Genomic DNA, 24,368 nt, shown 5'->3' with positions numbered 1-24,368 from the left:
ATGGGCCGCTTTCTCCCGCCGCTGCTCGCCAGCCTGCTGCTGTCCGCCTGCGCCACGGCCGGGCCGGATTATCATGCGCCCACCGACAGCGCCGCGAGCCGCCCGGCGGCGACCGCGCCGTTCGTGTCGGCGGGGGGCGACGCCTTCACACAGGCGCCGCTGCCTGATCGCTGGTGGCGCCTCTATGCCGACGATCGGCTGGACGCGCTGGTCGGCGAGGCGCTGGGCGCCAACACCGATCTGCGCGTGGCCGACGCCAACCTCCGCCGCGCCGATGCGGTGGTGCGCGAGGCGCAGGCGGGCCGAGCGCTCACGACGACGGTGGAAGGCGGCGCCAGCCTCGCGCGGCCCTCGGGCAAGGGCGGCGATCTGCCCGGCGTGGTGGGCTATGATCTGGGCTTCGCCGCCTCCTATCCGCTCGACCTGCGCGGCAAGATCGCGCGCGGGATCGAGGCGGCCCGGGCCGACAGCGAGGCCGTGACGGCGGCGCGGGACGCCGTGCGGATCAGCGTCGCGGCGGCCACCGCCAAGGCCTATGCCGACGTATGCGGCGCCAATTACGCGCTGGCGGTGAACCAGCGGATCGTGGCGCTCCAGCGCGACACGCTGGATGCCACCCGGCGGCTGGCGACCGGCGGGCGCGGCACGGCGTTCGATGTCAGCCGGGCGCAGGCGGCGGTCGATCAGAGCGCAGCCACGATCCCGGTGTTCGTCGCGCGGCGGCAGACTGCCCTGTTCCTGCTCGCCACCCTGCTGGGCCGGCCGCCGGCGGAATATCCGCGCGATGTCGCCACCTGCGCGGTGCTGCCGGCGCTGTCGGCGCCGCTACCGGTGGGCGACGGCGCGGCATTGATCCGCCGCCGCCCCGACATCCGCGCCGCCGAACGCGCCATCGCGGGCGATACGGCGCGGATCGGCGTGGCGACGGCCGATCTCTATCCGCAGGTCAGCATCGGCGGATCGCTGGGGCTGACGGGCGCGCTGCGCGATGCCGGATCGACCAGCGCCTTCGGCTTCAGCCTCGGGCCGCTGCTCAGCTGGTCCTTTCCCAACCGGCCTGTCGTGCGGGCGCGGATCGAACAGGCCGACGCGCGGGTCGCGGCCGATCTGGCGAATTTCGACGGCGTCGTGCTGGGCGCGCTGCGCCAGACGGAGACGTCGCTGGAAGTCTATGCGCGCGATCGCGACAGCGCCGGGGCATTGGCCAAGGCGCGCGACAGCACCTCGCTGTCGGCGCGACAGGCGCAGCAATTGTTCCGCTTCGGCCGGGGCGATTTCCTGTCGCTGCTCGATGCGCAGCGGACCTTGGCGAGCGCCGAGGCGGCCAATGCGGCGGCGCAGGCGCAATTGGTGGATGACCAGATCGCCATCTTCCTGGCACTGGGCGGGGGTTGGCAATAAAATCCCCCGCTCCGGTGGGAGCGGGGGATCGGGTCTCCAGCCTGAGCGCGGCGCTTAGTAAACGCGCGCCTTCGGCTTGATGTACTCCGCCTCGTCGGTGAGCGTGTAATCGTGCACCGGGCGGTAATCGAGGGTGACCTGGCCGCCCTTGCCCTGCGTGCCGCCGAACCACGAGATGGTGTGCTTCATCCAGTTCGCGTCGTCGCGATTGGGGAAGTCCTCGTGCATGTGGGCGCCGCGGCTTTCCTTGCGGTTGGCGGCCGAATGCATCGTCACCACCGCCTGCGGCAGCATGTTGTCCAGCTCGAGCGTCTCGACCAGATCGGTGTTCCAGATCATCGAGCGATCGGTGACGCCGACATCCTGCAAGGTCGAATAGGTGACGTCGATCTTCGCCTGGCCCTCGCGCAGCAGCGCCGTGTCGCGGAACACCGCGCAATGCTTCTGCATGGTGCGCTGCATGTCGAGGCGGATCTGCGCGGTGGGCGTGGCGCCCTTGGCATTGCGATAATGGTCGAGCCGGCCGAGCGCCTTGTCGTCGGCTTCGGTCACGACCGGGCCGTGCTTGCTCATCGGCTTGACGAGTTCCGCGATGCGGAAGCCGGTCGCGCGGCCGAACACCACCAGATCGATCAGCGAATTGGAGCCCAGGCGGTTGGCGCCATGGACCGACACGCAGGCCGCTTCGCCCACGGCGAACAGGCCGGGGACGACGGTGTCCGGGTTGCCATCCTTCAGGGTGACGACCTCGCCATGATAGTTACACGGCACGCCGCCCATATTGTAATGGACGGTGGGCGTGACGGGCAGCGGCTGGCGGGTCAGATCGACGCCGGCGAAGATCTTGCCGGTCTCGGTGATGCCGGGCAGGCGCTCGGCCAGCACCTTGGGATCGATATGATCGAGGTGCAGGTAGATGTAATCGCCATGCTCGCCGACGCCGCGGCCTTCGCGCATCTCGGCCGCCATCGAACGGGCGACCACGTCGCGCGACGCCAGATCCTTGGCGGACGGGGCGTAGCGCTCCATGAAGCGCTCCCCTTCCGAATTGGTGAGATAGCCGCCCTCGCCGCGTGCACCCTCGGTGATGAGGACGCCCGCGCCGTAGATGCCGGTGGGGTGGAACTGGACGAACTCCATGTCCTGAAGCGGCAGGCCCGCACGCAGCACCATGCCGCCGCCGTCGCCGGTGCAGGTATGGGCCGAGGTGGCGGAGAAATAGGTGCGGCCCGAGCCGCCCGTCGCCAGCACGACGGCGTGCGAACGGAAGCGGTGGATCGTGCCGTCTTCCATGCACAGCGCGATCACGCCCTTGCACTCGCCGCCCTCCATGATGAGGTCGAGCGCGAAATATTCGACGTAGAAGTCGGCGTCATACTTCAGGCTCTGCTGATAGAGCGCGTGGAGCATGGCGTGGCCGGTGCGGTCGGCGGCGGCGCAGGTGCGCTGCACGGGCGGGCCGGCGCCCATATTCTGCATGTGGCCGCCAAAGGGGCGCTGGTAGATCGTGCCGTTGTTGTTGCGGCTGAACGGCATGCCCGCCTGTTCCAGCTCGATCACGGCCGCCGGCGCCTCGCGCACCATATATTCGATCGCGTCCTGGTCGCCGAGCCAGTCCGAACCCTTGACGGTATCGAACATGTGCCAGGTCCAGTGATCCGGCGAATTGTTGCCAAGGCTCGCGGCGATGCCGCCCTGCGCGGCCACGGTGTGGCTGCGGGTGGGGAACACCTTGGTGATGCAGGCCGTCTTGAGGCCCTTCTCGGCGCAGCCCATCGTCGCGCGCAGGCCGGAGCCGCCGGCACCCACGACCACTGCGTCATACAGATGGTCGATGATCTTGTAGGCCTCGGCCATTACGCCGGAACTCCCCCGAAAGCGATCTTGAGGATCGAGAAGACGGCGAGCGCACCGGCCGCCACCGAATAGAGCGTCAGCACGACGAGCGCGGCGATGCGGCTCTGGTCATGCGTGTAATCCTCGATGAACACCTGGAGGCCCATCTTGAGGTGCGCGAAGACGTTGATCGTCATCAGTAGCAGCGCCACCGCCACGTAGGGCGAGGACAGCCACTCCACGATCACCTTGTGGCTGAGCGCGCCCGTCGCCGGATCGACCAGCGGCAGGCGGAACAGCGAGAAGACGAACCAGGTGACGAGCAGCAGGTTGCCGCCCGCCGTCAGCCGCTGGCGCCACCAGTGGGACGCGCCATGCTTGGCCGAGCCGAGGCCGCGAACGCGGCCGATGCCGGTGCCGTTACCCATCAGATGACCCCCTTCAGGATGATCGGCAGCAGCGCCACCGTCACCACCACCGAACCGATGATGGTGGCGATCGACCAGGTCTTGTTGGTCTTCAGCTCATAGCCGGCGCCCGTATCCAGCACGAAATGGCGGAGCCCCGAGAACATGTGCTGGAAGAAGGCCCAGGTGAAGGCGATCGCGGCGAGGCGCGCCAGCACGTTGACCAAAGTGGCGAGGTCCGCCGTCACGCGCATGCGGTCGGCATGGTAGATCCAGTGCGAGAAGGTCGCGTAGGATTCAGGGCCGCCGGCGGCGGCCGCGAGCCACCACACGAAGATGATACCGCCGCCGATCGCCAGCGCCGTGCCGGTCGCACGGTGCAGGATGGAAACCAGCATGGCCGGCCCCCATTTCCAGATGGTGAGGTGCGGCGAAAGCGGCCGACCCGGATTGCGCGCCATGATGTCTCCCCAGATCCAAGGCAGGATGGTCCTTTAGCCGGATATGCCGTGCGCGCAACCATTCTGCTGCACCGCACGCATCGGGGCTAACGGTCTGTTTACCTTCCCCGCCTATCGATCGCTCCGACGAATATCGGGAGATGCGGGAATGATCGATCTGGGCATGGCTGTCGGCGCCGACGGGATCGCCGGCCTGTCGCCGGACGAGGTGGCCCAGCGACTCACCGTCTATAATCCGGGCGATCATCTGCGCGGCGAGCTGGCCGCGCACTGGGATCGCGCCTCGGTCACCCTGCTGTCGGTGGCGCACGAATATTGGCCGAAGATGGCCGATCTGGCCGAAACCTATGGTCACGCCGTCTCGCCCGCCCAGCGCGAGGCCTATGTCGCCTCGTCGGTTTCCGGCACGCGGCAGAGCTATACCACGCCGATCGACGCCGCCTGGATCGACCGGGTGGCGCGGATGGCGCGCACGGCCCACCGCCTCGGCATCCCGCCGCTGCGGATCATCGATCTCGTGTCGCGCCATGGCGGCGCGCTTGTGGCGGCCTTCCACACCGCGCTGGCCGCCGATCCGGCGGGCCTGCGCGCCTCGATCGAGACGGCGCAGCGGCTGACCTGCATCGAGATCGAGATCATGGGTGCGCAATGGGCGGCGATCGATCGCCACAACGCCGCCACCGCGCGCATCGACGCGGGTGACGCCTTCCGCGACACGATGCTCGGCACGCTGCGCCACACGGTGGCGGACGCGGGCGACCTGCGTCACCAGACCGTCACCACCGCCGCCGCCGCGCGCGGCATGCTCGACAAGACCAGCGAAGTCGCGGCCGCCGCCGAGCAATCGGCGGTCGCCATGCGGGAAGCCGCCCAGACCGCCGCCGGCCTGATCCGTGCGATCGAGGAAGCGCGCGGCCAGGTCGAGGTCGCCGCCGATATCGCGACGCGCGCCGCCGGCCAGTCGGCGCAGGCCGTCACCGTGTCGGGCGTGCTGTCCGGTCACGCGCTGGCGATCGAATCGATCCTCGGCCTCATCCGCGACATCGCCGGCCAGACCAATCTGCTGGCGCTCAACGCCACGATCGAGGCGGCGCGCGCGGGCGACGCCGGCCGGGGCTTCGCGGTCGTCGCGCAGGAGGTGAAGAGCCTCGCCAACCAGACCGCGCGCGCCACCGACGACATCGCCGCCAAGATTTCCGCGATCCAGGCGGCCACCCGCCAGACGGTCGACGCCAACGGCAATATCCGCGACACGGTGGGCGAGGTGCAGACCGCCGCCCAGCGCATCCGCGAGGCCATGGAGATCCAGGCGCAAACCGTGACCGCCATCACTGCCGCCGTCGACGAGACCGCGCTGGCCGCCGATTCGATGTCCACCACCATCGCCGCGATCCGATCCGACACGGTCGGCGTCGCGGGGGAGATCGACCGGCTCGACTCTGGCTTCGCGCAGGTCAATTCCAAGCTCGGCGAGCTGGAGACGATCACCGGCGAATTCGTGAGCAAGATCGCGGCGTAACAGCTGATCCGGCGAAAACCGGATCAAACAAAAACCGCTCATCTGCCTGACGACATGCGACCTTGAGCATCAGGTCGTTGGGGCTATATATTAATCATCGCCCCACGTTTGGACGTAGTGGCCGGGGTTTTGCATCGGCCGGGGCGGCGGACCAGCCGACATCCACCACTTCCCCCGCCCGACCGAAACCCGTAACGGCGCGGGGATGACCCTCCATATCCTCGCCACCGGCACCAGCCGCGGCATCGGCGCCGCCATCCATGCCGCCTTCGATCGGGACGATGTCCGCCTCGTCGGCCAGTCCACCGCCGGCGGAGACGGCCAGATCGCGTCCGACTTCACCGATCCCGCCGCCCCCGCCGCTTTGTGGGATACGGCGCTCGACGCGCTCGACGGGCGGATCGATATCCTCGTCAACAACGCCGGCATCTTCGAGGCCGCGCCGCTCGACGGGGCGGACGCCGACTGGTCGGCCAGCTGGGCGCGGACGATGCAGGTCAACCTCACCGCCTCGGCCGAATTGTGCCGCCGCGCGGTGCTGCACTTTCAGGCGCGGGGGGAGGGCGGCCGGATCGTCAACGTCGCCAGCCGCGCCGCCTATCGCGGCGATTCGCCGGCGCACTGGCATTATGCCGCCTCCAAGGCGGGGATGATGGGCATGACCAAGTCGATCGCGCGCGGCTATGCGGGGCAGGGCATATTGGCCTTCGCGGTCTGCCCCGGCTTCACCCTGACCGGCATGGCTGACGATTATCTCGCGGCGCGCGGCGGCGACAAATTGCTCGCCGACATCCCGCTCGGTCGGGTGGCGAGCCCGGAGGAAGTGGCGACGACGGTGCGCTTCCTCGCGCTGGAGGCCCCGCCCTCCATGACCGGAGCCGCGATCGACGTGAACGGAGCCTCTTATGTCCGCTGAATGGAAGACCCAGGCGCCGCAGAGCTGGAAGCTGACCCTGCCCTGCACCAAGGCCGAGGCCGAGCGGCTGGCGGGCGAGGTGCCCGAGATCGAGATATTGGACAACCCGCCCGTCCTGATGACGAGCGAGCCCGATCCCGATCGCCCCGACGACTGGCAGCTGGACGCTTACTTCGAGGGCGAGCCGGAGGCCGACGCCTTGGCGCTGGTCCGGTCGCTGGTGCCGAGCGCCGCCGCCATCGCCGCCGCGCCCGAGCCGGTCGAGGATCAGGATTGGGTGACGCTGAGCCAGGCCTTCCTCGAGCCGATCCGCGCCGGCCGCTTCTACGTCCACACCGCCGCCCACGCCGGCACCGCGCCCGACGGCGCCGTCACCTTCCATATCGAGGCGGGCCGCGCTTTCGGCACCGGCCATCACGAGACCACGACGGGCTGCCTGGAAATGCTCGATCGCATGGCGGGAGAGGGCCTCCGCTTCGATCGGGTGATCGATGTCGGCACCGGCACCGGCCTCCTCGCCTTCGCCGCCCGCGCGCTCTGGCCCGATGCGCGTTATGCGGCCTCGGATATCGATCCGATCTCGATCGACGTGACGGCGGAGAACATGGCCGCCAACGCCATCCCCGCCGATGCGATGCTGCTGGTGACAGCCCCCGGCCTCGACGATCCGGCCCTGCAGGCGGCGGCGCCCTACGACCTCGTCATCGCCAACATCCTCGCCGGGCCGCTGATCGATCTGGCGCCCGATCTGGCCGGCGCGCTGGCGCCGGGCGGCTCGATCGTGCTGGCGGGGCTGCTGGATACGCAGGCGGAGGCTGTGACGGCGGCCTATGTCGCGCAGGGCCTCACCCCGGTGGACCGCAACACGCGGGGCGACTGGCCGACATTGCGATTGAGGAAATAACCCCACCCATCATGCCGGACGTGTTCCGGCATCCACGGCACCGCTTGCGCATCGGCCTGATCCTGCGGGATGCTGTGGATGCCGGACCAAGTCCGGCATGACGGCTATCGCCCCACTTGCGGACATAGGATGCCGCTTTAAGCTCGATTGTCGGAAGGGTGCTGACAAACTCATGGCGGTGGAGAAGCCAAATTGCGGGGGTTCTTACAGATAGCGGTCCCCATTGCGAGCTTGATAGCGGTCGCAATATACGCTTCTTTCCCGCACCCGACGCACGATCAGGCCAGATTGAAAGCTGTTGCAGCAGAGTCCCAGCGTTTAATGATGAGCCATCCGGTAGGTGCCGCATCATACTTCGTCGACATTCCGAAGGATAAGTGGCCCCCGGTAATTGCAAGTCTCAAGCCCTATTCAGTGACTGTCATGGGAGGTATGGTGGACATTACGATGAAGCCATACTTTGACGGAGGCTGGGGATATGGATTTGCCACCGACAAACAAAACCTGTCCATGCTTGTGGAGTGTTGGTCGGAGCTAGGCCATAGCGTTTACTGGCATGGCCCCTGCTAATCCGACTCTGTCCGCTCCCCACCAATTCCAGCCGCCCGCCCGTATCGACGTCCCGCCCCGTAACCCTGGGCTCCGGCCTTCGCCGGAGCATAAGGTCGGGTGTGCGGGATCAGCCGAAGCGGCTCTTCAGTTCCAGCATCGCGATCGCCGCCTTGGCCGCCTCGCCGCCCTTGTCCTTCTCGGTCGGCTTGGCACGCACCAGCGCCTGCGCCTCATTCTCCACCGTCAGGATGCCGTTGCCCAAGGGCACGCCGTCCATCGACAGCGCCATCAGGCCGCGCGCGCTTTCGCCCGCCACGATCTCGAAATGATAGGTCTCGCCCCGGATCACCACGCCGATCGCGACGAAGCCGTCGTAGCGGCCGGTTTCCGCCGCCATCGCCACCGCGCCGGGGATTTCCAGCGCGCCCGGCACCGTCACCACCTCGCAGCTATGCCCCGCATCCTCGATCGCGGCCTTCGCGCCCGCGATCAGCAGGTCGTTGAGATGGTCGTAGAAGCGCGCCTCGACGATCAGGAACTTGGCCATCAGTCATTCTCCTCCGGGCCGATGCCCTCGATCGCGCGCTCGCCGACGATCGACAGGCCATAGCCCTCGAGGCCCACGAGCGTGTGGTGGGTGTTGGTGAGCAGCACCATGTCCTGCACGCCCAGCTCGGTCAGAATCTGCGCGCCGACGCCATAATCGCGCAATTCCTCGACGTCGGCGGTGCCCACGTCCCTGCCCTCGGCGCGCAGCGCGATCTGGCGGAGCATCGAACCCTTCATCGATCGGTTGATGACGACGATGGCGCCCGTGCCCTCGGCCGCGATCATCTCCATCGAACGCGACAGCATGCCCGACCGGTCCGAATCCTCGCCCAGCACGTCCACCAGCATCGACATGGTGTGCATGCGGACGAGCGTGGGCCTGGCGGGATCGATGCGGCCCTTCACCAGCGCCATCTGCTCGTCGCCGGTGGCCTTGTTGTAGAAGGTCATGGCGGTCCACTCGCCGCCCCACTTGCTCTGGAACTTCACCTCGGCGCGCTTCTCGACGAGATGGTCGTGGCGGCGCCGATAGGCGATCAGATCGCGGATGGTACCGATCTTGAGGCCGTGGAGCTGGGCGAAGGCGACGAGATCGTCGAGCCGTGCCATCGTGCCATCATCCTTCATGATCTCGCAGATCACGCCCGAAGGGTTGAGCCCGGCCAGCCGCGCGACATCCACCGCCGCCTCGGTATGGCCCGCGCGCACCAGCACGCCGCCATCGCGCGCGACCAGCGGGAAAACATGGCCCGGCGTCACGATATGCTCCGGCCCCTTGCCGGCGTCGATCGCGACCGCGATCGTGCGGGCGCGGTCGGCCGCCGAAATGCCGGTGGTGACCCCATCGCGCGCCTCGATCGAGGTGGTGAAGGCGGTCTCGTGGCGGGTGCCGTTGTTGCGGCTCATCAGACCGAGACCCAGCTGCTCGACCCTCGGCTTGGCCATGGCCAGGCAGATCAGGCCCCGGCCATATTTGGCCATGAAGTTGATCGCGTCGGGTGTCGCCATCTGCGCGGGGATGATGAGGTCGCCCTCATTCTCGCGGTCCTCGTCGTCCACCAGGATGAACATGCGGCCGTTGCGCGCCTCGTCGATCATCTCTTCCGGCGAAGAAAGGAAGCCGTGGCGGATGCGGCCGAGCGCGGCCTTCTGTTCAGCGGACATGACAAAGCTGCTCCATGCGGCCGAGGTAACGCGCCAGCACGTCGATCTCGAGATTGACCGCGCGGCCGGGCTCGAGCGCGTCGAGCGTGGTGACGTCGGCGGTGTGGGGGATGATGTTGAGCGAAAAGACGGTGCCGCCATCGGGCTTGTCGTCCACCGCGTTCACGGTCAGCGACACGCCGTCGACGGTGATCGAACCCTTGGGGGCGAGATAGGCGCTGAGCGACGCGGGGGCGGCGATGTCCACCTTCCAGCTGTCACCAACCGGCGCCACGCCGACGATCGTGCCGACGCCGTCGACATGGCCGGTCACGATATGGCCGCCGAGTTCATCGCCCACCTTCAGCGCGCGCTCCAGATTGAGGCGCGCGCCCTCGGCCCACAGGGCGCCGGCCGTGCGCGAGACGCTCTCGGCCGAGATGTCCACCGCGAACCAGCCCGGCCCGCGATCGACGACGGTGAGGCACACGCCCGAACAGGCGATCGACGCGCCGAGATCGGCATCGGCGGTCGCGGCCGAACAGGCGATGGTGACGTGCAGGTCGCCGCGTCGCTCGACTTGGCGGATCGTGCCGACGTCGGTGATGATGCCCGTGAACATAGTTGGTCCTCAGCCCTTCCGGCGGCGCTCGTAGACTTCCAGCCGGTCCATGCCAAGCATTCGCGCGTCGTGCAGCGCCCAGCGGCCGTGCGTATCCAGCAAGGCGCCGATGCCGAGATCGCCGATACCGGGCAGCCCATCCCCGCCGATGACGATCGGCGCGCGATAGAGCAAAAGCCGATCGACCAGATCGTCGCGCAGGAAGCTCGCCGCCACCCCCGCGCCGCCCTCGATCAGCAGATGATCGACGCCGACGAGCTTGCCGATCAGATTGGGCGCAGGGAGCCAGCTCCAGCCGGTCTCCTCGATCTGCGGCTTGGTGGAGGCGAGGATGAAGCGGCGCGGCGCCCGTTCCTCCAGCCCGCGCAGCCGCACGTCGAGCTTCGGCGCGTCGGCCGCGAACGTGCCGCGCCCGACGAGGATGGCATCGGCGCGGGCGCGCTCGAGATGGGCATGGGCGCGCGCCGGGGCGCCGGTGATCCAGCGGCTGCTCCCGTTCGCCAGTGCGATCTTGCCGTCGAGCGACAGGCCGAGCTTGAGCGTCACATGCGGCCGGCCGAACGCGCGGCGGGTGAGGAAGCCCGCCATCGCCCGCCGTGCCTCCTCCGCGCCCGTGCCGACATCGACGGTCAGGCCATGCGCGCGCAATCGGGCGAAGCCCTCGCCATCGGTGCGCGGATCGGGATCGCGCAGCGCCGCGACGACCCGCGCGACCCCGGCTTCGGCGAGCAGATCGGCGCAGGCGGGGCCGCGCAGCGACTGGTGGGCGCAGGGCTCCAGGGTGACATAAGCGGTGGCGCCGCGCGCGGCCTCGCCGGCCTGATCCAGCGCCATCGCCTCGGCATGGGGGCGCCCGCCCGGCTGGGTCCAGCCGCGCCCGATCACGCGGCCATCCTGTACGATCACGCAGCCGACATTGGGATTGGGCGCCGTCCGCCCCCGCCCGCGCGACGCCAGCGCGGTGGCGACCGCCATCCAGCCGCCATCGGCCGCGCCGGGCCGTGCGCCGGTCAGATCCCCAGCCGCTTGGCGAGGCGCTGATAGGCGGCGCGCTTTTCGGCCTGCTGCTGCTCGCGGATCTTCTGGTCGATCTTCTGCTGGGCGATGATTTCGGCGTCGGTGCGGGTCGCCGGCCAGCTCTGGATATAGGTGATGGTGCGGCGGGTGGAGAGTATCCCGCTGTTCCCGTCCTTGATGAACATCACGACGATCAGCGCCGGCATCAGGATCGCCCCGGCCGCCACCAGCAGCTTGTGCCGATGCTCGCCCGCGAAGAATTGCTTCAGGTCGGCGATCACCGTCGACGGGCGCGAGAGAGGGGGAAGGGCCATGCGCGCTAGATAAGCCTTGCAGGGGGTGGGCGCTAGGGTTGAGCTGGGACTCCGCATCGCACCCACATCCGTTCGTGCTGAGCGAAGTCGAAGCACGTGCCCCAAGCGGTGTCGTCCGGTCGCACGTCCTTCAACTTCGCTCAGGACGAACGGGATCATATTTGGATGGCTTAGACGGCCACCCCCCGCAGCCGCAGGATCGCCGCGTCTCGCCCGATCAGCGGCAGCAGCGCGCCCATGTCCGGCCCGTGCGCCAACCCCGTCAGCGCCAGCCTGAGCGGCAGGAACAGCGCCTTGCCGCTCCGTCCGCTCGTCTCCTTCAGCGCCGCCGTCAGCGCCTTCCACGCGCCCGGCCCCCATTCCAAACCGGCCAGCACCTCGGCCGCACCCGCCGCAAAGGCGCGGTCCTCCACCGACAGGTCGGGCTCGGCCATCTGCCCCTCGATCACCCGCCACCAGCCGGCGGCATCCTCGACCTTCTCGATGTTGCCGCGCACCGCCTCCCACGCCTCCGCGCTCATGCCGAGCGGCAGGCGCGGGGCGACGGCGACGAAGGCCAAGCCGTGGATGGTGCGGGCGTTGAGCTGGGCCAGTTCGCCCTCGTCGAAGCGGGCCGGCGCGCGGCCGAAGCGGGCGAGATCGAAGCCCGTGACCAGCGTGCCATCGTCCCACACCGGCTCGACCGGATCGCTGGTGCCGAGCCGCGCCAGCAGCGCCTTCAGCGCGATCGGCTCGATCCCCATTTCGCGGAACGCATCCGCCCCCATCGCGCCCAGCCGCTTGGAAAGCTTGCCCTCGCGCCCTACCAGCAATGCCTCATGCGCGAACACCGGCGCGGCGCCGCCCAGCGCGGAGAACATCTGGAGCTGCGCCGCCGTGTTCGACACATGATCCTCGCCGCGCAGCACATGGGTGACGCCCATCGCCATATCGTCGATCACGCTCGGCAACAGGTAGAGCCAGCTGCCGTCGGCGCGGCGGATCACCGGATCGGAGAGGTTGGCGGGATCGAACCTCTGTTCGCCCCGGATGCCGTCCGCCCAGGCGATGGGCTCGTCGCGGTCGAGCAGGAAGCGCCAGTGGGGGGCATGGCCCTCGGCCTCCAGCCGGGCTCGGTCGTCGTCGCTCAGCGCCAGCGCCGCACGATCGTAGATCAGCGGCAGGCCACGCCCGGCGGCGATCTTGCGCTTGAGGTCCAGCTCCTGCGGGCTCTCGTAACAGGGATAGACCCGCCCCGCCGCCTTCAGCCGCGCGAACTCGGCCTCGTACAGCCCGAAGCGATCCGACTGGCGCACCGTGCCGTCCGCCTGCAGCCCCAGCCACGCCAGATCGGCGACGATCGCGTCGGCGAACGCCTCGGTCGATCGCTCACCATCGGTATCGTCGAGCCGCAGCAGGAAGCGCCCGCCCGCCTGCTTCGCCAGCAGCCAGTTGTGGAGCGCGAGGCGGATGTTGCCGACATGCAGCCGGCCGGTCGGCGAAGGGGCGAAGCGGGTGACGGTTCCTGACATGCCGGGCGTTTAGGCGCGTTCAGCAGCAAAACAAATCCTCCCCTGCAAGGGGAGGTGGCAGCCCGCAGGGCTGACGGAGGGGTATCGCGCTATCGAGGGCGGGTCACCCCTCCACCATCGCTCCGCGATTGTCCCCCTCCCCTTGCAGGGGAGGAATTTCGATCATCCGAACAGCCAGCCGCCGAGCACCCGATACGGCAGGAACACGAACAGCCCCGCGCCCACCAGCCCGGCATAGACCCGCGTCACCGTTGCGCGATGCTCGCGCACCTTGTGGTGGCGCGCCGTCCAGATCAGGCGCGGTACGCCCACCAGCGTGATGGCGGAAAAGATGTGGAGCCATGACAGATAGCCGCCCGCGCTCGGCAGCAAAGTGCCGAAGCTCGCCACCGCCGTCACCACCATCAGCCCCGACCAGATCTTGCCGAGCAGCCGGTGGCGCGACGTGCCCTTGGGGCGCAGCAGCAGATACGCGCCGAGCGGCAGCGCGGGGATCACTGTGAGCATGTGGACGATCAGCCACCAGGGCATTTGCGCCACCGGCAGGCCCGGCCCGCCCGCCCGCCGCGCGATCGCGATCACCAGCATCGCCGCCAGCAGCAGCGCGAGCGCGCCCAGCGCCTTCTGGAACCAGCCGACGTGCATCGGTGACGATATCGGCGCGGTGGCCAAGTGCTTGCTCCCCCCGGAGAAATGTGTCGCCATGATGCGCCGGCTGTCACGCAAGCGCAATCACCCCTCGCCTCCGGGGCGATCGCCCGCTAGGGAGCGCGGCCATCGGGAGTCGGGGAGACACGATGAAACTTCTCACGGGCAACGCCAATCTGCCGCTGGCGCGCGCCATCGCCGGCTATCTGGAGGTGCCGCTGACCGACGCCTCGGTCCGCCGCTTCGCCGACGAGGAAGTGTTCGTCGAGATCAACGAGAATGTCCGGGGCGAGGATGTGTTCGTCCTCCAGTCGACCGGCTATCCGGCCAACGACAATCTCATGGAATTGCTGATCTGCATCGATGCGCTGCGCCGCGCCTCGGCCAAGCGGATCACCGCCGTGGTGCCCTATTTCGGCTATGCCCGGCAGGATCGGAAGCCGGGGCCGCGCACGCCGATCTCGGCCAAGCTGGTCGCCAACATGATTACCGCCGCCGGCGCCGATCGGGTCCTGTCGGTCGATCTGCATGCCGGGCAGATCCAGGGCTTCTTCGATATCCCGACCGACAATCTCTATGCCGCGCCGGTGATGTCGGCCGACATCCACGCCCGCTTCGGCGGCAGGAACCTCATGGTCGTCTCGCCCGACGTGGGCGGCGTGGTGCGTGCCCGCGCCCTTTCCAAGCGGCTCAACAACGCACCGCTGGCGATCGTCGACAAGCGGCGCGAGCGGGCGGGCGAATCCGAGGTGATGAACATCATCGGCGACGTTTCGGGCCGCTTCTGCATTCTGATCGACGATATCGTCGATTCGGCCGGTACGCTGTGCAACGCCGCCGCCGCGCTGCGCGAGGCGGGCGCCGAGGATGTCGTCGCTTATGTCAGCCATGGCGTGCTGTCGGGCGGCGCGGTGGCGCGGGTCGAGGGATCGGCGCTGTCGGAACTGGTCATCACCGATTCGCTGGAGGCGACCCCGGCGGTGCGCGACGCCGCCAAGGTGCGCCAGCTGACCATCGCCCCGCTGCTGGCCGAGGCGATCCGCCGCATCGCCGACGAAAGCTCCGTCTCCAGCCTGTTCGACTGAGATGGACGCCGCCGACACCGCCCTCGCCGAGAAACTGGCCGAGGCCGCCGGCGCCGCGATCCGCCCCTTCTTCCGCGCGCGCTTCACGCTCGAGACGAAGCCCGACGATTCACCCGTCACCCAGGCCGATCGTGCCTCCGAAGCGGCGATGCGCGCGATCCTCAACGCCGAGCGGCCGGGCGACGGCATCATCGGCGAGGAATATGGCATCGAGCGCGGCGATGCCCAGCGGGTCTGGGTGCTCGACCCGATCGACGGCACCCGTGCCTTCATCGCCGGCCGCCCCCTGTTCGGCACGCTCATCGCGCTGATGGAGGCCGGCACGCCGGTGCTGGGGGTGATCGACCAGCCGATCGCGGGCGACCGCTGGCTGGGCGCGAAAGGCCAGCCCACCACCCTCAACGGCCGGCCCGCCCACGGCCGCCGCTGCGCGAGCGTGGCGCGGGCGCATCTGGCGACGACCGGGCCTTATCTGTTCGACGAACTCGATCTGCCCCGCTTCGAGGCGCTGCGCCGGGCGGCGCGCGACACTCTGTGGGGCGGCGACTGCCACAATTACGGGCTGGTCGCCTCGGGCCACCTGGACCTCGTCTGTGAATCCTGGCTGAAATTGTACGATTTCGCGGCGCTGGTGCCGATCGTCGAGGGCGCGGGTGGGCGGATGAGCGACTGGCACGGCCGGCCGCTCGGCGCCGACAGCGACGGCCGCGTGCTGGCGGCGGGCGACCCCGCGCTGATCGACGAGGCGGTGGCGATCCTGGCTGGGGCCTGACCCTTATACCCCGTTCGTCCTGAGCGAAGTCGAAGGACGTGCCCCAAGCGGTGTCATCCAGTCGCACGTCCTTCGACTTCGCTCAGGACGAACGGTAGGGGAGCGGACTTACTCCAGCCCGATCCGCACCCCGCGCATCGCCTCGAACCCCGCCGCGTCGACATGCGCCAGCATCAGGCTGAGCAGCCGGATCGCCTCGCGGCAGAAAGCCGCCGGGTCCGCGCGCACGTCCTCGCCGGTCCAGCCCGAGAGGAAGGCGTCGACCTCGCCGAAGTCGGCCGCGCCGGCGCTTCCGCCCTGTTCGGCCAGCACGCCGAGCAGTTCGCGGCAGATCGACAGGCGGATCGCGGCGACGTCGCGTTCGGCCAGTCTCGGCCATTCCCTCGGATCGGTCGCCTGCATGGGGGCACCGTCGCACGATAGCCCCCAAGAAAGCGTAAACCCCGGTCAGGCGGCGACCGGATAGTCGGTATAGCCTTCCGGCCCGCCCGAATAGAGCGTCTTTGGATCGATCGTGTTGAGCGACAGGCCGTTGGCGAAGCGGTGCGGCAGATCGGGATTGGCGAGGAAGGTGCGGCCGAAGGTGACCGCATCCGCCACGCCCGAATCGAGCGCCGCCTGCCCCGAGACCGCGTCATAGTCCGAATTGACCACCAGCGGCCCGGCATAGACCTTGCGGATCAGCGGCGCGACCGGGCGGCGATCGCTGTCGCGGAAGCTGCTGCCCGGCCGGGGATCGCGCAGTTCGAGGAAGGCGAGGGCGTAGCCGTCGAGCAGCCGGGCCGCCGCCGTGAAGGTCGCCTCCTGATCGCTGTCGTCCACGCCCTGCACCGCGCCGTTGGGCGAGAGGCGGATGGCGGTGCGGTCGGCGCCCGCCGCGCCCACCACGGCGCGGGTCACCTCGTCGAGCAGGCGCAGGCGGTTCTCGATCGGGCCACCGTAGCGGTCGGTGCGCTTGTTGGATCCATCGCGCAGGAATTGATCGATCAGATAGCCGTTGGCGGCATGGATCTGGACGCCATCGAACCCGGCCGCCAGCGCATTCTCGGCCGCGCGGGCATAATCGTCGAGCAAGGCGGGGATTTCGGCGATGTCGAGCGCGCGCGGCACCTCATAGGGCTTCTTGCCGTCATAGGTATGCGCCTCGCCGGGCGCCGCGATCGCGCTGGCCGAGACCGGCAGTTCGCCGTTGACGCTTGTGTGGCCGATCCGGCCCATGTGCCAGAGCTGGGCGACGATCTTGCCGCCCTTGGCATGCACCGCCTCGGTCACCGGCTTCCACCCCTCGACCTGGGCGGCATTCCACAGGCCGGGCGCGTTGGGCCAGCCGAGGCCGAGGCGGCTGATCCCGGTCGCCTCGCTGATGATGAGCCCGGCGCTCGCCCGCTGGCCATAATATTCGGCCATGATCGGCGTCGGCACGGCCTCGCGATCGGCGCGCGCGCGGGTGAGCGGCGCCATCAGGATGCGGTTCGCGGCGGAAATCGCGCCCAGCTGGATCGGATCGAACAGCGTCGTCATGCCAAATTCCTCGTTTTGCCTTGCGAAGCGAGATAGGGGCGACCCTGCCTCACGACGAGGCGAAGGGTTTCAAAGAAAAACCATGCCGCCGCAAATCCGTTCTGATGGCGCGTCGGCAGGTCAGCGCTGGGCGCGGTTCGCGCTGCCCGCCGCGATCCTGTCGAACATCTGCCTGTGCTGCGGGCCGTTGCTGGTGCGGCTGGCGGGCAGCGAATCGGGCGTCGGCCCGGCGGCCTCGGGCCTGTGGCGGCTGGCGCTGGCCGCGCCCTTGCTGGCGTTGATGGGCGGGCGCGGCACGCGCGAGGTGGTGGCGCTCGGCCGCCACGGGCTGTTGCTGCTGACGACGGGCGGGCTGTTCTTCGCGGCCGATCTGGCGTGCTGGCATGTCGCGATCCTCCACACCCGGCTCGGCAATGCCGCGCTGTTCGGCAACATGGCCGCCTTCACCTTCCCGATCTACGGCTTCCTCGTCGCGCGCAGCCTGCCGCGCGGCGGGCAGGCGGTGGGCTTCGTGCTGGCCATGGTCGGCACCGGCCTGCTGCTGGGGCGATCGGCCGAACTGTCGCCACGCAACCTGATCGGCGATCTGCTCGCGATCGGCGCGGGGCTGTTCTACACCGTCTATCTGATCGTGATCGATCGGGTGCGCGGGCGGCTGGGCCCGGTGCCGATGCTGTTCGCGATGACCGTCTCGGGCATCCTGCCGATGCTGGCCTTCGCGCTCTTCATGGGCGATCCGATCTGGCCGACCGGGCCGTGGTGGCCGCTGGTGGTGATGGCGCTGACCAGCCAGGTGATCGGCCAGGGCCTGCTCGCCTTCGCGGTCGGCCATCTGCCGCCGTTGGTGGTGGGATTGAGCCTGCTGCTCCAGCCGGTGATCCTGGCGGCCGTCGGCGGCCTATTCTACGGCGAGCGGCTGGCGCTGCCCGATTATCTCGGCGGGCTGGCGCTGTGCGTCGCCCTCATTCTCGTCCGTCGCGCGCCGCCGCCGGAAGAGCGCGCGCTTGCCTGATCGCCCGGCGGGGGCCATCTAGGCGCCATGATCGAACCGCTCGACATGACCCTGCCCGAATTGCGCGCCGCGCTCGGCCCCCTGCTGCCGGGCCACGCCACCTTCGACGGCTGGGCGCCGCCCGCGCTCGACGCCGCCGCCATAGAACTGGGCGTGCCGCCCGAACGCGCCCGCATCGCTTTCCCCGAGGGCGCCGGCCAGATGATCGACGCGTGGTTCGCCAGCGTCGACGAGGCGATGGCCGCCGCCTTCCCGCCCGATCGCATCGCGGCGATGAAGGTGCGCGAGCGGATCCGGTCGCTCGTGTGGGTGCGGATCGCGGCGGTGGCGCCCCACCGCGAGGCGCTGCGCCGCGCGCTCGCCATCCTCGCTTTCCCCACCAACCTCGCGCTCGGCAGCAAGCTCGGCTGGCGCGCGGCCGACGCGATGTGGCGGCTGGCGGGCGACCGCTCGACCGATTTCGCCTGGTACACCAAGCGCCTGACCCTGACGGGCGTCTACGCCTCGACCCTACTCGCCCTGCTCGACGACGAGAGCGAGAACCTCGCCGACACCGCCGCCTTCCTCGACCGGCGGATCGAAGGAGTGATGCGCTTCGAGAAACTGAAGGCCAAGCTGAAGCCCGACCCGGACAATCATTTCAGCCCGGTGCGGTTTCTGGGGCGGCTGCGGTATCCGCCGGCCTGACCCCTTCGTCATTGCGAGCGTAGCGAAGCAATCCAGGTTCTGCCGCTGGATTGCTTCGCTACGCTCGCAATGACGAAATAACAGGGTTCACCCCCGGCGGAACGGCGCCATCTCGTCCAGCGCCGCGATCGTCGCCTCCACCTCCAACCGCTCGTGCGCGAGGAAACCCGCCACCGCTTTCCGAAAGCTGGGGTTGGGAATGAAATGCGCCGACCATGTCTCGGTCGGCCGATACCCCCGCGCGAGCTTATGCTCGCCCTGCGCCCCCGCCTCGACGGTCTTCAACCCCCGCGCGATCGCCGCGTCGATCGCCTGATAATAGCACAGCTCGAAATGGAGGAAGGGCACCTCCTCCACCGCCCCCCAATAACGGCCGTAGAGCGCGTCCCCGCCGATCAGGTTGAGCGCCCCCGCGATCGGCACGCCGTCGCGCAGCGCCAGCACCAGCAGCACCCGATCCGCCATCCGCTCGCCCAGCAGCGAGAAGAAGGCGCGCGTCAGATAGGGCCGGCCCCATTTGCGCGCGCCGGTATCCTGATAGAAATGCCAGAAGGCGTCCCAATGCGCTTCGGTCAGCGACGCGCCGGACAGATGCACGATCTCCAGCCCGGCCTGCGCGGCGGCGCGCTCCTTGCGGATCGCCTTGCGCTTGCGGCTGGCGAGCTGCCCGAGGAAATCGTCGAAACAGCCATAATCGTCATTGTGCCAGTGGAACTGGCGATCGGCGCGGATCAGCCAGCCGGCCGCCTCGAACAGCGCCACCTGATCGGGCGCCACGAACGTCGCGTGCGCGGAGGACAGATCGTTCTGCGTCGTCAGCGCCTCGACGGCGGCGATCAGCGCCGGGGCGACGGCCGGATCGCGGCACAGCAGGCGCGGCCCCGGCACGGGGGTGAAGGGCACCGCGATCTGGAGCTTGGGATAATATTGCCCGCCGGCCCGCTCCCACGCGTCGGCCCAGCCATGGTCGAATACATATTCGCCCTGGCTGTGGCTCTTGGCATAGGCCGGCACGACGCCGGCGAGTCGGCCGTCGGCGCCGTCGATCGCGATCGGCAGCGGCTGCCAGCCGCTGCGCCCGCCGACGCTGCCGGATTCCTCCATAATGCACATGAAGGCGTGGCTGAGAAACGGATTGTCCGCCCCGGCGCACGCGTCCCACTCGGCCGGATCGAACCCGCTCACGCCATCGGCGACGCGGGCGATCAGCTCGCCCGGCATGCGATCAGGCAGGCCGCACGGCGAGAATGGCGTCGATCTCGACCACCGCGCCCAGCGGCAGCACCGGCACGCCGACCGCCGAGCGGGCATGCTTGCCCGCCTCGCCGAACACCGCGACCATCAGCTCCGACGCGCCGTTGGCGATCTTGGGCTGGCCGGTGAAGGCGCCCGCCGAATTGACGAAAACGCCCAGCTTCACCACCCGCTCGATCCGGTCGAGCGAGCCCAGCGCCGCCTTCGCCTGGGCCAATATCATCAGCCCGCACCGCTCGGCCGCGAGCCGGCCATAATCCTCGTCGCGATCCTCGCCGACACGGCCGGTCATCAGCGCGCCGTCGAGGAAGGGCAGCTGGCCTGAAACGTGGAGCAGCCCGCCCACTTCCACCGTCGGCACGTAGGCGGCGACGGGGGCGGCGGCTTGCGGGAGGACGTGGCCGAGTTCGGCGAGTGTGGCGTCGATCGTCATGCCGCCCATGTCGGGGCGGGGGGCCGAACCGTCAAGGCTGAAGGACCGAAACACACCGTTCGTCCTGAGCGAAGTCGAAGGACGTGCGACTGGACGATACCGGTTGGGGCACGTCCTTCGACTTCGCTCAGGACGAACGGGACGACGAACGGGACATAGAGGGTCAGCTTTTGGCCGGCCCCTCCACGAACCGCGCCAGGATCCACTCCTTCGCCGCGCGCCAGTCATCGATCCGCGCATGGGCGAAGGGCGCCTTCGGCACCTTGGGCGCGATCCGGGGTTCGGCCACCATATGCAGCCGGTGCACCTGCGGCGCGGCCTCCGCGACCGATTCATGATGCACCGCCAGATCGTCGACGAAGACCGCCACGCTGGGCCGATATTCCTCGAGCAGTTTCGCCAGCGGCGTGCCCTTGCCGCCCTGATTGCAGACGACGCGGTGGTTGACGCCATGCGACGCCAGCTGCGCCACGCGGCCGGCATGGCACGGCCAGTCGAGGTTGGTCAGCACGACGATGTCGGCCACCTCTCCGATCGCCTCCAGCGCCTCGACCGCATGGGGCACCGCCGTCTGGCGGTGCATCTCGGTCGCGAAGAAGCCGTCGAGCAACGGCCAGATCTCGCCGGCTTCCAACACCGTGCCTGCCCGGCTGATCGCGCCGACGAAATGGCCGGTATCGAGCGAGAAATTCACGCCGTGCGCCTCGTCCAGCCACGCGCCGAAATGCGTCACCATGTGCAGCAGCACCTCGTCGCAATCGGTAATGAGGAGAGGGCGGCTCATCCGCGCAGCCTTTCGCCGGTCGCCGCCAGCCCGGCCGGGGTGGTGCCCAGCGCGTCGGCGCAGGCGATCAGATCGGGCTCGTGCGCGCACAGGAAATCGATCACCGCCGCCAGCAGCGCCGGCTCGCCCGCCCGCGCCCGCAACTCGTCCGAATCGAGCCCGGTCAGCGCCAGCAGCCGTTCGGCGCGGGCTTCGTCGGAAATCGTCCACGCCAGGGCGCGCAATGCTGTCGTTTCGGCTGTTTCTGTCATTGAGGGCATCCGGTTAATGGCATAGCCTATGCATATGAACGATATGGCGGGGATCGCGGAACAGGCGGGAGCATCCCGTAAGGTCCTTGTCGTCGAAGACAATGACCTGAATCTCAAGCTGTTCTGCGATCTGCTCACCGCCCACGGCTATGCGCCCGAGCCGGTCAGCGATGGCCGGGTCGCGATCGAGCGGGCGCGCAGCCTGCGCCCCGACCTGATCCTGATGGACATCCAGATGCCCAACGTCTCGGGCCTCGACCTGATCGTGGCGTTGCAGGACGACGCCGAATTGCGCGCGACCCCGATCATGGCGGTGACCGCCTATGCCGGCCACGGTGACGAGGAACGCATCCGCGCGGCCGGCGCCAAGGCCTATATCTCCAAGCCGATCACCATCGGCCGCTTCATGGAAGCCGTCCGCGCGCTGACGTGAAGGTTTGGCCCGCGCAGCTCCGCGTGCCGCAAAAAACGCTGTCCTACAGCCCCCCATCCGTGCCAGCAGGTCGGCATGACGGCCGACACTTCACGCAAGCCCGCGGATCGGGAAAACCACCCTCGACCCTGCGACCTTCTTGAACTTCCGGCCCTGATCCTTCGGAGTTCCCCATGCGCCCTGCCGCCTCGCTGATCGCTATCGCCATGACGCTCGCCACCCCCGCCTTCGCCCAGACCTATCCCGCGACGGAGAAGGGCCCGGTCGTCGAGGACGCCTTCGGCCAGAAGGTCGTCGATCCCTATCGCTGGCTGGAAAACGACGTCCGCACCGATGCCAGGGTGAAGGCGTGGGTGGATGCCGAGGTGGCGACGACCAACGCCTATCTGGAGACCTTGCCGGGCCGCGCCGCCATCGCCGCGCGGCTGAAGCAATTGTGGAATTACGAGCGGGTCGGCGTGCCGGCCAAGCGCGGCGCCAATTATTTTTACACCCGCAACAGCGGCCTCCAGAACCAGTCGCCGCTCTATGTCCGCACCGGCATCGGCGGCGCCGAGCGGCTGCTGATCGATCCCAATCTGTGGGCCAAGGACGGCGCGACCGCGCTCGCCGAATGGGTGCCGGCCGACGATGGCGGGAAGCTCGCCTATGCGGTGCAGGATGGCGGCACCGACTGGCGCACGGTGAAGTTCCTCGACACCGCCACCGCCCAGCCGATCGGCGAGGAACTGAAGTGGGTGAAATTCTCGGCGCTGTCCTGGGCGCACGACGGCAGCGGCCTGTATTATTCGCGCTTTGACGAGCCGGCCTCGGGCCAGCAATTCCAGGCGACCAACGAGAACCAGAAGATCTTCTTCCACAAGCTCGGCACGCCGCAATCGGCCGATCCGCTGATCTACGCCACGCCCGACCGGCCCAAGCTCGGGCACGGCGCGCAGGTGACCGACGACGGCAAGTGGCTCGTCATCATCACCCATGAGGGCACCGATCCGCGCAACGAGGTGACCCTGCTCGACCTGACGAAGCCGGGCGCCAAGCCGGTGACGATCATCAAGGGCATCGAGAACAATTGGAGCCTCGTCGGCAATCAGGGCTCGAAATTCTGGTTCGTCACCGATCGCGATGCGCCTCGCCAGCGGATCGTGATGCTTGACGCGGCCAAGCCGGCGGTAGCGCCGGTGACGGTGGTGGCCGAGGACAAGGCGACCCTGGAGGATGCCGGTGTCGTCGGCGACAAGCTCGTTGCCAGCTATCTGGTCGACGCCAAGACGGAGGTGCGGCTGTTCGGCTTCGACGGCAAGCCGGCCGGCACCGTTCCGCTGCCCGGCATCGGCACGGCGGGCGGCTTCGGCGGCAAGATCGGCGACCCGGAGACCTTCTTCTCCTTCACCAGCTTCAACGTGCCGACCGCCATCTACCGGTTCGACGTGAAGACCGGCAAGGCGACACCCTTCGCCACGCCCAAGGTGGCGTTCGACCCCGCCGCCTATGAGGTGAAACAGCAATTCTACGCCTCGAAGGACGGGACGCGCATCCCGATCTTTATCGTCCACAAGACGGGGCTCGACCTGAAGGGCGGCGTGCCGACCGTCCTCTACGGCTATGGCGGGTTCAACATTTCGGTGACGCCGGCGTTCAGCCCTTCGGCGCTCGGCTGGATCGACATGGGCGGCGTCTATGCCGTCGCCAACATCCGCGGCGGCGGCGAATATGGCATGGCGTGGCACGATGGCGGCCGGCTCGCGCGCAAGCAGAACGTGTTCGACGATTTCATCGCGGCGGGCGAATATCTGATCGCGCAAGGGATCACGACCAAGGGCAAGCTGGCGATCAGCGGCCGCTCCAACGGTGGGCTGCTCGTGGGCGCGGTGACCAACCAGCGGCCCGACCTGTTCGCGGTGGCGCTGCCCGGCGTCGGCGTGATGGATATGCTGCGCTTCGATCGCTTCACCGCCGGCCGCTATTGGGTCGACGATTATGGCTATCCGTCGAAGGAGGCCGACTGGAAGGTGCTGCGCGCCTATTCGCCCTATCACAATGTGAAGTCGGGCGTGTCCTACCCCGCGATCATGGTGACGACCGCCGACACCGACGATCGCGTGGTGCCGGGCCACAGCTTCAAATATGCCGCCGCGATCCAGGCCGCCGACATCGGCGACAAGCCGCACCTCATCCGCATCGAGACCCGCGCGGGCCACGGTTCGGGCAAGCCGACCGACAAGCAGATCGCCGAATGGGCGGACCTGTGGGCGTTCACGGCGAAGTTCACCGGGTTGAAGGTGCCGGAGGGGATGTGAGGAGATCGGGCGCCGGTCCGGCGGATATGACCGGCAGCC

General features: G+C 68.7%; 26 protein-coding genes. 10 read left to right on the top strand and 16 right to left on the bottom strand.

The genetic code is table 11. The annotated features are described in order from the left end of the window. Nucleotides 1-1,401 carry an efflux transporter outer membrane subunit gene (locus tag PQ455_RS15365; RefSeq protein ID WP_273686973.1) on the top strand — a complete coding sequence of 467 codons (1,401 nt, stop codon included), beginning with the start codon at nucleotides 1-3 and terminating at the stop codon, nucleotides 1,399-1,401. 54 nt (nucleotides 1,402-1,455) lie between these two features. Here the strand turns inward: PQ455_RS15365 and sdhA are convergent, their stop codons facing one another. Genes sdhA through sdhC form a run of 3 tightly spaced genes read right to left on the bottom strand, consistent with a single transcriptional unit; the run spans nucleotide 1,456 to nucleotide 4,105 of the window. Then, nucleotides 1,456-3,258, bottom strand: coding sequence for a succinate dehydrogenase flavoprotein subunit (gene sdhA / locus PQ455_RS15360; RefSeq protein WP_273686972.1), 1,803 nt, complete (start codon nucleotides 3,256-3,258; stop codon nucleotides 1,456-1,458). After that, the gene (gene sdhD, locus PQ455_RS15355) at nucleotides 3,258-3,665 is read right to left on the bottom strand and encodes a succinate dehydrogenase, hydrophobic membrane anchor protein (protein ID WP_273686971.1); all 408 of its coding nucleotides are present in this window, start codon (nucleotides 3,663-3,665) and stop codon (nucleotides 3,258-3,260) included. The genes sdhA and sdhD overlap by 1 nt, the downstream gene beginning before the upstream one ends. Further along, nucleotides 3,665-4,105, bottom strand: coding sequence for a succinate dehydrogenase, cytochrome b556 subunit (gene sdhC, locus PQ455_RS15350; protein WP_273686970.1), 441 nt, complete (start codon nucleotides 4,103-4,105; stop codon nucleotides 3,665-3,667). Before sdhC ends, sdhD begins: the two co-directional genes overlap by 1 nt. A 148-nt stretch (nucleotides 4,106-4,253) precedes the next feature. Between sdhC and PQ455_RS15345 the strand changes: the two genes are divergently transcribed. The 3 genes from PQ455_RS15345 (at nucleotide 4,254) to PQ455_RS15335 (ending at nucleotide 7,444) form a co-directional block, all read left to right on the top strand. Beyond that, entirely contained in the window at nucleotides 4,254-5,624 is a 1,371-nt protein-coding gene (locus PQ455_RS15345; RefSeq protein WP_273686969.1) for a methyl-accepting chemotaxis protein, read from the top strand. Nucleotides 5,625-5,829: 205 nt separating this feature from the next. After that, entirely contained in the window at nucleotides 5,830-6,540 is a 711-nt protein-coding gene (locus PQ455_RS15340; RefSeq protein ID WP_273686968.1) for an SDR family NAD(P)-dependent oxidoreductase, read from the top strand. Next, nucleotides 6,530-7,444 (top strand): 50S ribosomal protein L11 methyltransferase, encoded by a 915-nt coding sequence (locus PQ455_RS15335; RefSeq protein WP_273686967.1) that lies wholly within the window; start codon nucleotides 6,530-6,532, stop codon nucleotides 7,442-7,444. Before PQ455_RS15340 ends, PQ455_RS15335 begins: the two co-directional genes overlap by 11 nt. Nucleotides 7,445-8,123: 679 nt before the next feature. On the opposite strand, the gene ribH is transcribed toward PQ455_RS15335, so the two are convergent. The 7 genes from ribH to PQ455_RS15300 form a co-directional block, all read right to left on the bottom strand. Further along, the gene (ribH, locus tag PQ455_RS15330; RefSeq protein ID WP_273686966.1) at nucleotides 8,124-8,543 is read right to left on the bottom strand and encodes a 6,7-dimethyl-8-ribityllumazine synthase; all 420 of its coding nucleotides are present in this window, start codon (nucleotides 8,541-8,543) and stop codon (nucleotides 8,124-8,126) included. Then, nucleotides 8,543-9,709 carry a 3,4-dihydroxy-2-butanone-4-phosphate synthase gene (gene ribB, locus PQ455_RS15325; protein WP_273686965.1) on the bottom strand — a complete coding sequence of 389 codons (1,167 nt, stop codon included), beginning with the start codon at nucleotides 9,707-9,709 and terminating at the stop codon, nucleotides 8,543-8,545. The genes ribH and ribB overlap by 1 nt, the downstream gene beginning before the upstream one ends. Next, the gene (locus PQ455_RS15320; protein ID WP_273686964.1) at nucleotides 9,699-10,310 is read right to left on the bottom strand and encodes a riboflavin synthase; all 612 of its coding nucleotides are present in this window, start codon (nucleotides 10,308-10,310) and stop codon (nucleotides 9,699-9,701) included. Before PQ455_RS15320 ends, ribB begins: the two co-directional genes overlap by 11 nt. A gap of 9 nt (nucleotides 10,311-10,319) precedes the next feature. Next, a complete protein-coding gene (ribD, locus tag PQ455_RS15315; RefSeq protein WP_273686963.1) occupies nucleotides 10,320-11,285 on the bottom strand; it encodes a bifunctional diaminohydroxyphosphoribosylaminopyrimidine deaminase/5-amino-6-(5-phosphoribosylamino)uracil reductase RibD in 966 nt (321 codons plus the stop codon). 35 nt (nucleotides 11,286-11,320) lie between these two features. Continuing rightward, the gene (locus tag PQ455_RS15310; RefSeq protein WP_273686962.1) at nucleotides 11,321-11,641 is read right to left on the bottom strand and encodes a hypothetical protein; all 321 of its coding nucleotides are present in this window, start codon (nucleotides 11,639-11,641) and stop codon (nucleotides 11,321-11,323) included. A 170-nt stretch (nucleotides 11,642-11,811) separates the two neighbouring features. Next, nucleotides 11,812-13,152 carry a glutamate--tRNA ligase gene (locus PQ455_RS15305; protein ID WP_273686961.1) on the bottom strand — a complete coding sequence of 447 codons (1,341 nt, stop codon included), beginning with the start codon at nucleotides 13,150-13,152 and terminating at the stop codon, nucleotides 11,812-11,814. Between the two features lie 162 nt (nucleotides 13,153-13,314). Beyond that, nucleotides 13,315-13,824: a DUF2306 domain-containing protein gene (locus tag PQ455_RS15300; RefSeq protein ID WP_273686960.1), complete on the bottom strand. Its 510-nt coding sequence runs from the start codon at nucleotides 13,822-13,824 to the stop codon at nucleotides 13,315-13,317. A gap of 125 nt (nucleotides 13,825-13,949) precedes the next feature. On the opposite strand from PQ455_RS15300, the gene PQ455_RS15295 reads away from it, so the two are divergent. Continuing rightward, complete coding sequence (locus PQ455_RS15295; protein ID WP_273686959.1) at nucleotides 13,950-14,885, top strand: ribose-phosphate pyrophosphokinase; 936 nt, start codon at nucleotides 13,950-13,952, stop codon at nucleotides 14,883-14,885. 1 nt (nucleotide 14,886) lies between these two features. Then, nucleotides 14,887-15,657 (top strand): histidinol-phosphatase, encoded by a 771-nt coding sequence (gene hisN, locus PQ455_RS15290; RefSeq protein ID WP_273686958.1) that lies wholly within the window; start codon nucleotides 14,887-14,889, stop codon nucleotides 15,655-15,657. A 108-nt stretch (nucleotides 15,658-15,765) separates the two neighbouring features. On the opposite strand, the gene PQ455_RS15285 is transcribed toward hisN, so the two are convergent. Both PQ455_RS15285 and PQ455_RS15280 read right to left on the bottom strand, forming a co-directional pair. After that, complete coding sequence (locus PQ455_RS15285; RefSeq protein WP_273686957.1) at nucleotides 15,766-16,059, bottom strand: hypothetical protein; 294 nt, start codon at nucleotides 16,057-16,059, stop codon at nucleotides 15,766-15,768. 45 nt (nucleotides 16,060-16,104) lie between these two features. Next, on the bottom strand, nucleotides 16,105-17,178 hold the full coding sequence (locus PQ455_RS15280) for an alkene reductase (RefSeq protein ID WP_273686956.1): 1,074 nt from the start codon (nucleotides 17,176-17,178) through the stop codon (nucleotides 16,105-16,107). Nucleotides 17,179-17,260: 82 nt separating this feature from the next. Between PQ455_RS15280 and PQ455_RS15275 the strand changes: the two genes are divergently transcribed. Together PQ455_RS15275 and PQ455_RS15270 are read left to right on the top strand one after the other, a co-directional pair. After that, nucleotides 17,261-18,190 carry a DMT family transporter gene (locus PQ455_RS15275; protein ID WP_273686955.1) on the top strand — a complete coding sequence of 310 codons (930 nt, stop codon included), beginning with the start codon at nucleotides 17,261-17,263 and terminating at the stop codon, nucleotides 18,188-18,190. Between the two features lie 27 nt (nucleotides 18,191-18,217). Beyond that, complete coding sequence (locus PQ455_RS15270; protein WP_273686954.1) at nucleotides 18,218-18,877, top strand: COQ9 family protein; 660 nt, start codon at nucleotides 18,218-18,220, stop codon at nucleotides 18,875-18,877. Between the two features lie 87 nt (nucleotides 18,878-18,964). Here the strand turns inward: PQ455_RS15270 and PQ455_RS15265 are convergent, their stop codons facing one another. From PQ455_RS15265 to PQ455_RS15250, 4 genes are all read right to left on the bottom strand, one after another. Continuing rightward, nucleotides 18,965-20,098, bottom strand: a complete 1,134-nt coding sequence (locus PQ455_RS15265) for a GNAT family N-acetyltransferase (RefSeq protein WP_273686953.1) — start codon at nucleotides 20,096-20,098, stop codon at nucleotides 18,965-18,967. Between the two features lie 4 nt (nucleotides 20,099-20,102). Then, the gene (locus PQ455_RS15260) at nucleotides 20,103-20,564 is read right to left on the bottom strand and encodes a RidA family protein (protein WP_273691396.1); all 462 of its coding nucleotides are present in this window, start codon (nucleotides 20,562-20,564) and stop codon (nucleotides 20,103-20,105) included. Nucleotides 20,565-20,727: 163 nt separating this feature from the next. After that, nucleotides 20,728-21,348 (bottom strand): HAD family hydrolase, encoded by a 621-nt coding sequence (locus PQ455_RS15255; protein WP_273686952.1) that lies wholly within the window; start codon nucleotides 21,346-21,348, stop codon nucleotides 20,728-20,730. Beyond that, nucleotides 21,345-21,599, bottom strand: coding sequence for a DUF3572 domain-containing protein (locus tag PQ455_RS15250; protein ID WP_273686951.1), 255 nt, complete (start codon nucleotides 21,597-21,599; stop codon nucleotides 21,345-21,347). Before PQ455_RS15250 ends, PQ455_RS15255 begins: the two co-directional genes overlap by 4 nt. A 34-nt stretch (nucleotides 21,600-21,633) precedes the next feature. Here PQ455_RS15250 and PQ455_RS15245 point away from each other — a divergent pair, with 34 nt between their 5' ends. Further along, a complete protein-coding gene (locus PQ455_RS15245; RefSeq protein ID WP_273686950.1) occupies nucleotides 21,634-22,032 on the top strand; it encodes a response regulator in 399 nt (132 codons plus the stop codon). Nucleotides 22,033-22,205: 173 nt separating this feature from the next. Continuing rightward, complete coding sequence (locus PQ455_RS15240) at nucleotides 22,206-24,329, top strand: prolyl oligopeptidase family serine peptidase (RefSeq protein ID WP_273686949.1); 2,124 nt, start codon at nucleotides 22,206-22,208, stop codon at nucleotides 24,327-24,329. The last annotated feature ends 39 nt before the right edge of the window (nucleotides 24,330-24,368 follow it).

The sequence above is a fragment of the Sphingomonas naphthae genome (assembly GCF_028607085.1).
Classification (GTDB): Bacteria; Pseudomonadota; Alphaproteobacteria; order Sphingomonadales; family Sphingomonadaceae; genus Sphingomonas_Q; species Sphingomonas_Q naphthae.
Note: the sequence above shows the minus strand (reverse complement) of the source record. Positions and strands in the feature narration are given on the sequence as shown.

What these genes read in the sequence shown, in the direction of transcription:
- PQ455_RS15280 (WP_273686956.1), bottom strand. Translation starts at nt 17,178, where the DNA reads ATGACGACGCTGTTCGATCCGATCCAGCTGGGCGCGATTTCCGCCGCG.
- sdhA (WP_273686972.1), bottom strand. Translation starts at nt 3,258, where the DNA reads ATGGCCGAGGCCTACAAGATCATCGACCATCTGTATGACGCAGTGGTC.
- PQ455_RS15250 (WP_273686951.1), bottom strand. Translation starts at nt 21,599, where the DNA reads ATGACAGAAACAGCCGAAACGACAGCATTGCGCGCCCTGGCGTGGACG.
- PQ455_RS15245 (WP_273686950.1), top strand. Translation starts at nt 21,634, where the DNA reads ATGAACGATATGGCGGGGATCGCGGAACAGGCGGGAGCATCCCGTAAG.
- ribB (WP_273686965.1), bottom strand. Translation starts at nt 9,709, where the DNA reads ATGTCCGCTGAACAGAAGGCCGCGCTCGGCCGCATCCGCCACGGCTTC.
- ribD (WP_273686963.1), bottom strand. Translation starts at nt 11,285, where the DNA reads ATGGCGGTCGCCACCGCGCTGGCGTCGCGCGGGCGGGGGCGGACGGCG.
- PQ455_RS15305 (WP_273686961.1), bottom strand. Translation starts at nt 13,152, where the DNA reads ATGTCAGGAACCGTCACCCGCTTCGCCCCTTCGCCGACCGGCCGGCTG.
- PQ455_RS15340 (WP_273686968.1), top strand. Translation starts at nt 5,830, where the DNA reads ATGACCCTCCATATCCTCGCCACCGGCACCAGCCGCGGCATCGGCGCC.
- PQ455_RS15285 (WP_273686957.1), bottom strand. Translation starts at nt 16,059, where the DNA reads ATGCAGGCGACCGATCCGAGGGAATGGCCGAGACTGGCCGAACGCGAC.
- PQ455_RS15365 (WP_273686973.1), top strand. Translation starts at nt 1, where the DNA reads ATGGGCCGCTTTCTCCCGCCGCTGCTCGCCAGCCTGCTGCTGTCCGCC.
- sdhD (WP_273686971.1), bottom strand. Translation starts at nt 3,665, where the DNA reads ATGGGTAACGGCACCGGCATCGGCCGCGTTCGCGGCCTCGGCTCGGCC.
- ribH (WP_273686966.1), bottom strand. Translation starts at nt 8,543, where the DNA reads ATGGCCAAGTTCCTGATCGTCGAGGCGCGCTTCTACGACCATCTCAAC.
- PQ455_RS15335 (WP_273686967.1), top strand. Translation starts at nt 6,530, where the DNA reads ATGTCCGCTGAATGGAAGACCCAGGCGCCGCAGAGCTGGAAGCTGACC.
- PQ455_RS15295 (WP_273686959.1), top strand. Translation starts at nt 13,950, where the DNA reads ATGAAACTTCTCACGGGCAACGCCAATCTGCCGCTGGCGCGCGCCATC.
- sdhC (WP_273686970.1), bottom strand. Translation starts at nt 4,105, where the DNA reads ATGGCGCGCAATCCGGGTCGGCCGCTTTCGCCGCACCTCACCATCTGG.
- PQ455_RS15240 (WP_273686949.1), top strand. Translation starts at nt 22,206, where the DNA reads ATGCGCCCTGCCGCCTCGCTGATCGCTATCGCCATGACGCTCGCCACC.
- PQ455_RS15310 (WP_273686962.1), bottom strand. Translation starts at nt 11,641, where the DNA reads ATGGCCCTTCCCCCTCTCTCGCGCCCGTCGACGGTGATCGCCGACCTG.
- hisN (WP_273686958.1), top strand. Translation starts at nt 14,887, where the DNA reads ATGGACGCCGCCGACACCGCCCTCGCCGAGAAACTGGCCGAGGCCGCC.
- PQ455_RS15255 (WP_273686952.1), bottom strand. Translation starts at nt 21,348, where the DNA reads ATGAGCCGCCCTCTCCTCATTACCGATTGCGACGAGGTGCTGCTGCAC.
- PQ455_RS15260 (WP_273691396.1), bottom strand. Translation starts at nt 20,564, where the DNA reads ATGACGATCGACGCCACACTCGCCGAACTCGGCCACGTCCTCCCGCAA.
- PQ455_RS15320 (WP_273686964.1), bottom strand. Translation starts at nt 10,310, where the DNA reads ATGTTCACGGGCATCATCACCGACGTCGGCACGATCCGCCAAGTCGAG.
- PQ455_RS15270 (WP_273686954.1), top strand. Translation starts at nt 18,218, where the DNA reads ATGATCGAACCGCTCGACATGACCCTGCCCGAATTGCGCGCCGCGCTC.
- PQ455_RS15345 (WP_273686969.1), top strand. Translation starts at nt 4,254, where the DNA reads ATGATCGATCTGGGCATGGCTGTCGGCGCCGACGGGATCGCCGGCCTG.
- PQ455_RS15275 (WP_273686955.1), top strand. Translation starts at nt 17,261, where the DNA reads ATGCCGCCGCAAATCCGTTCTGATGGCGCGTCGGCAGGTCAGCGCTGG.
- PQ455_RS15265 (WP_273686953.1), bottom strand. Translation starts at nt 20,098, where the DNA reads ATGCCGGGCGAGCTGATCGCCCGCGTCGCCGATGGCGTGAGCGGGTTC.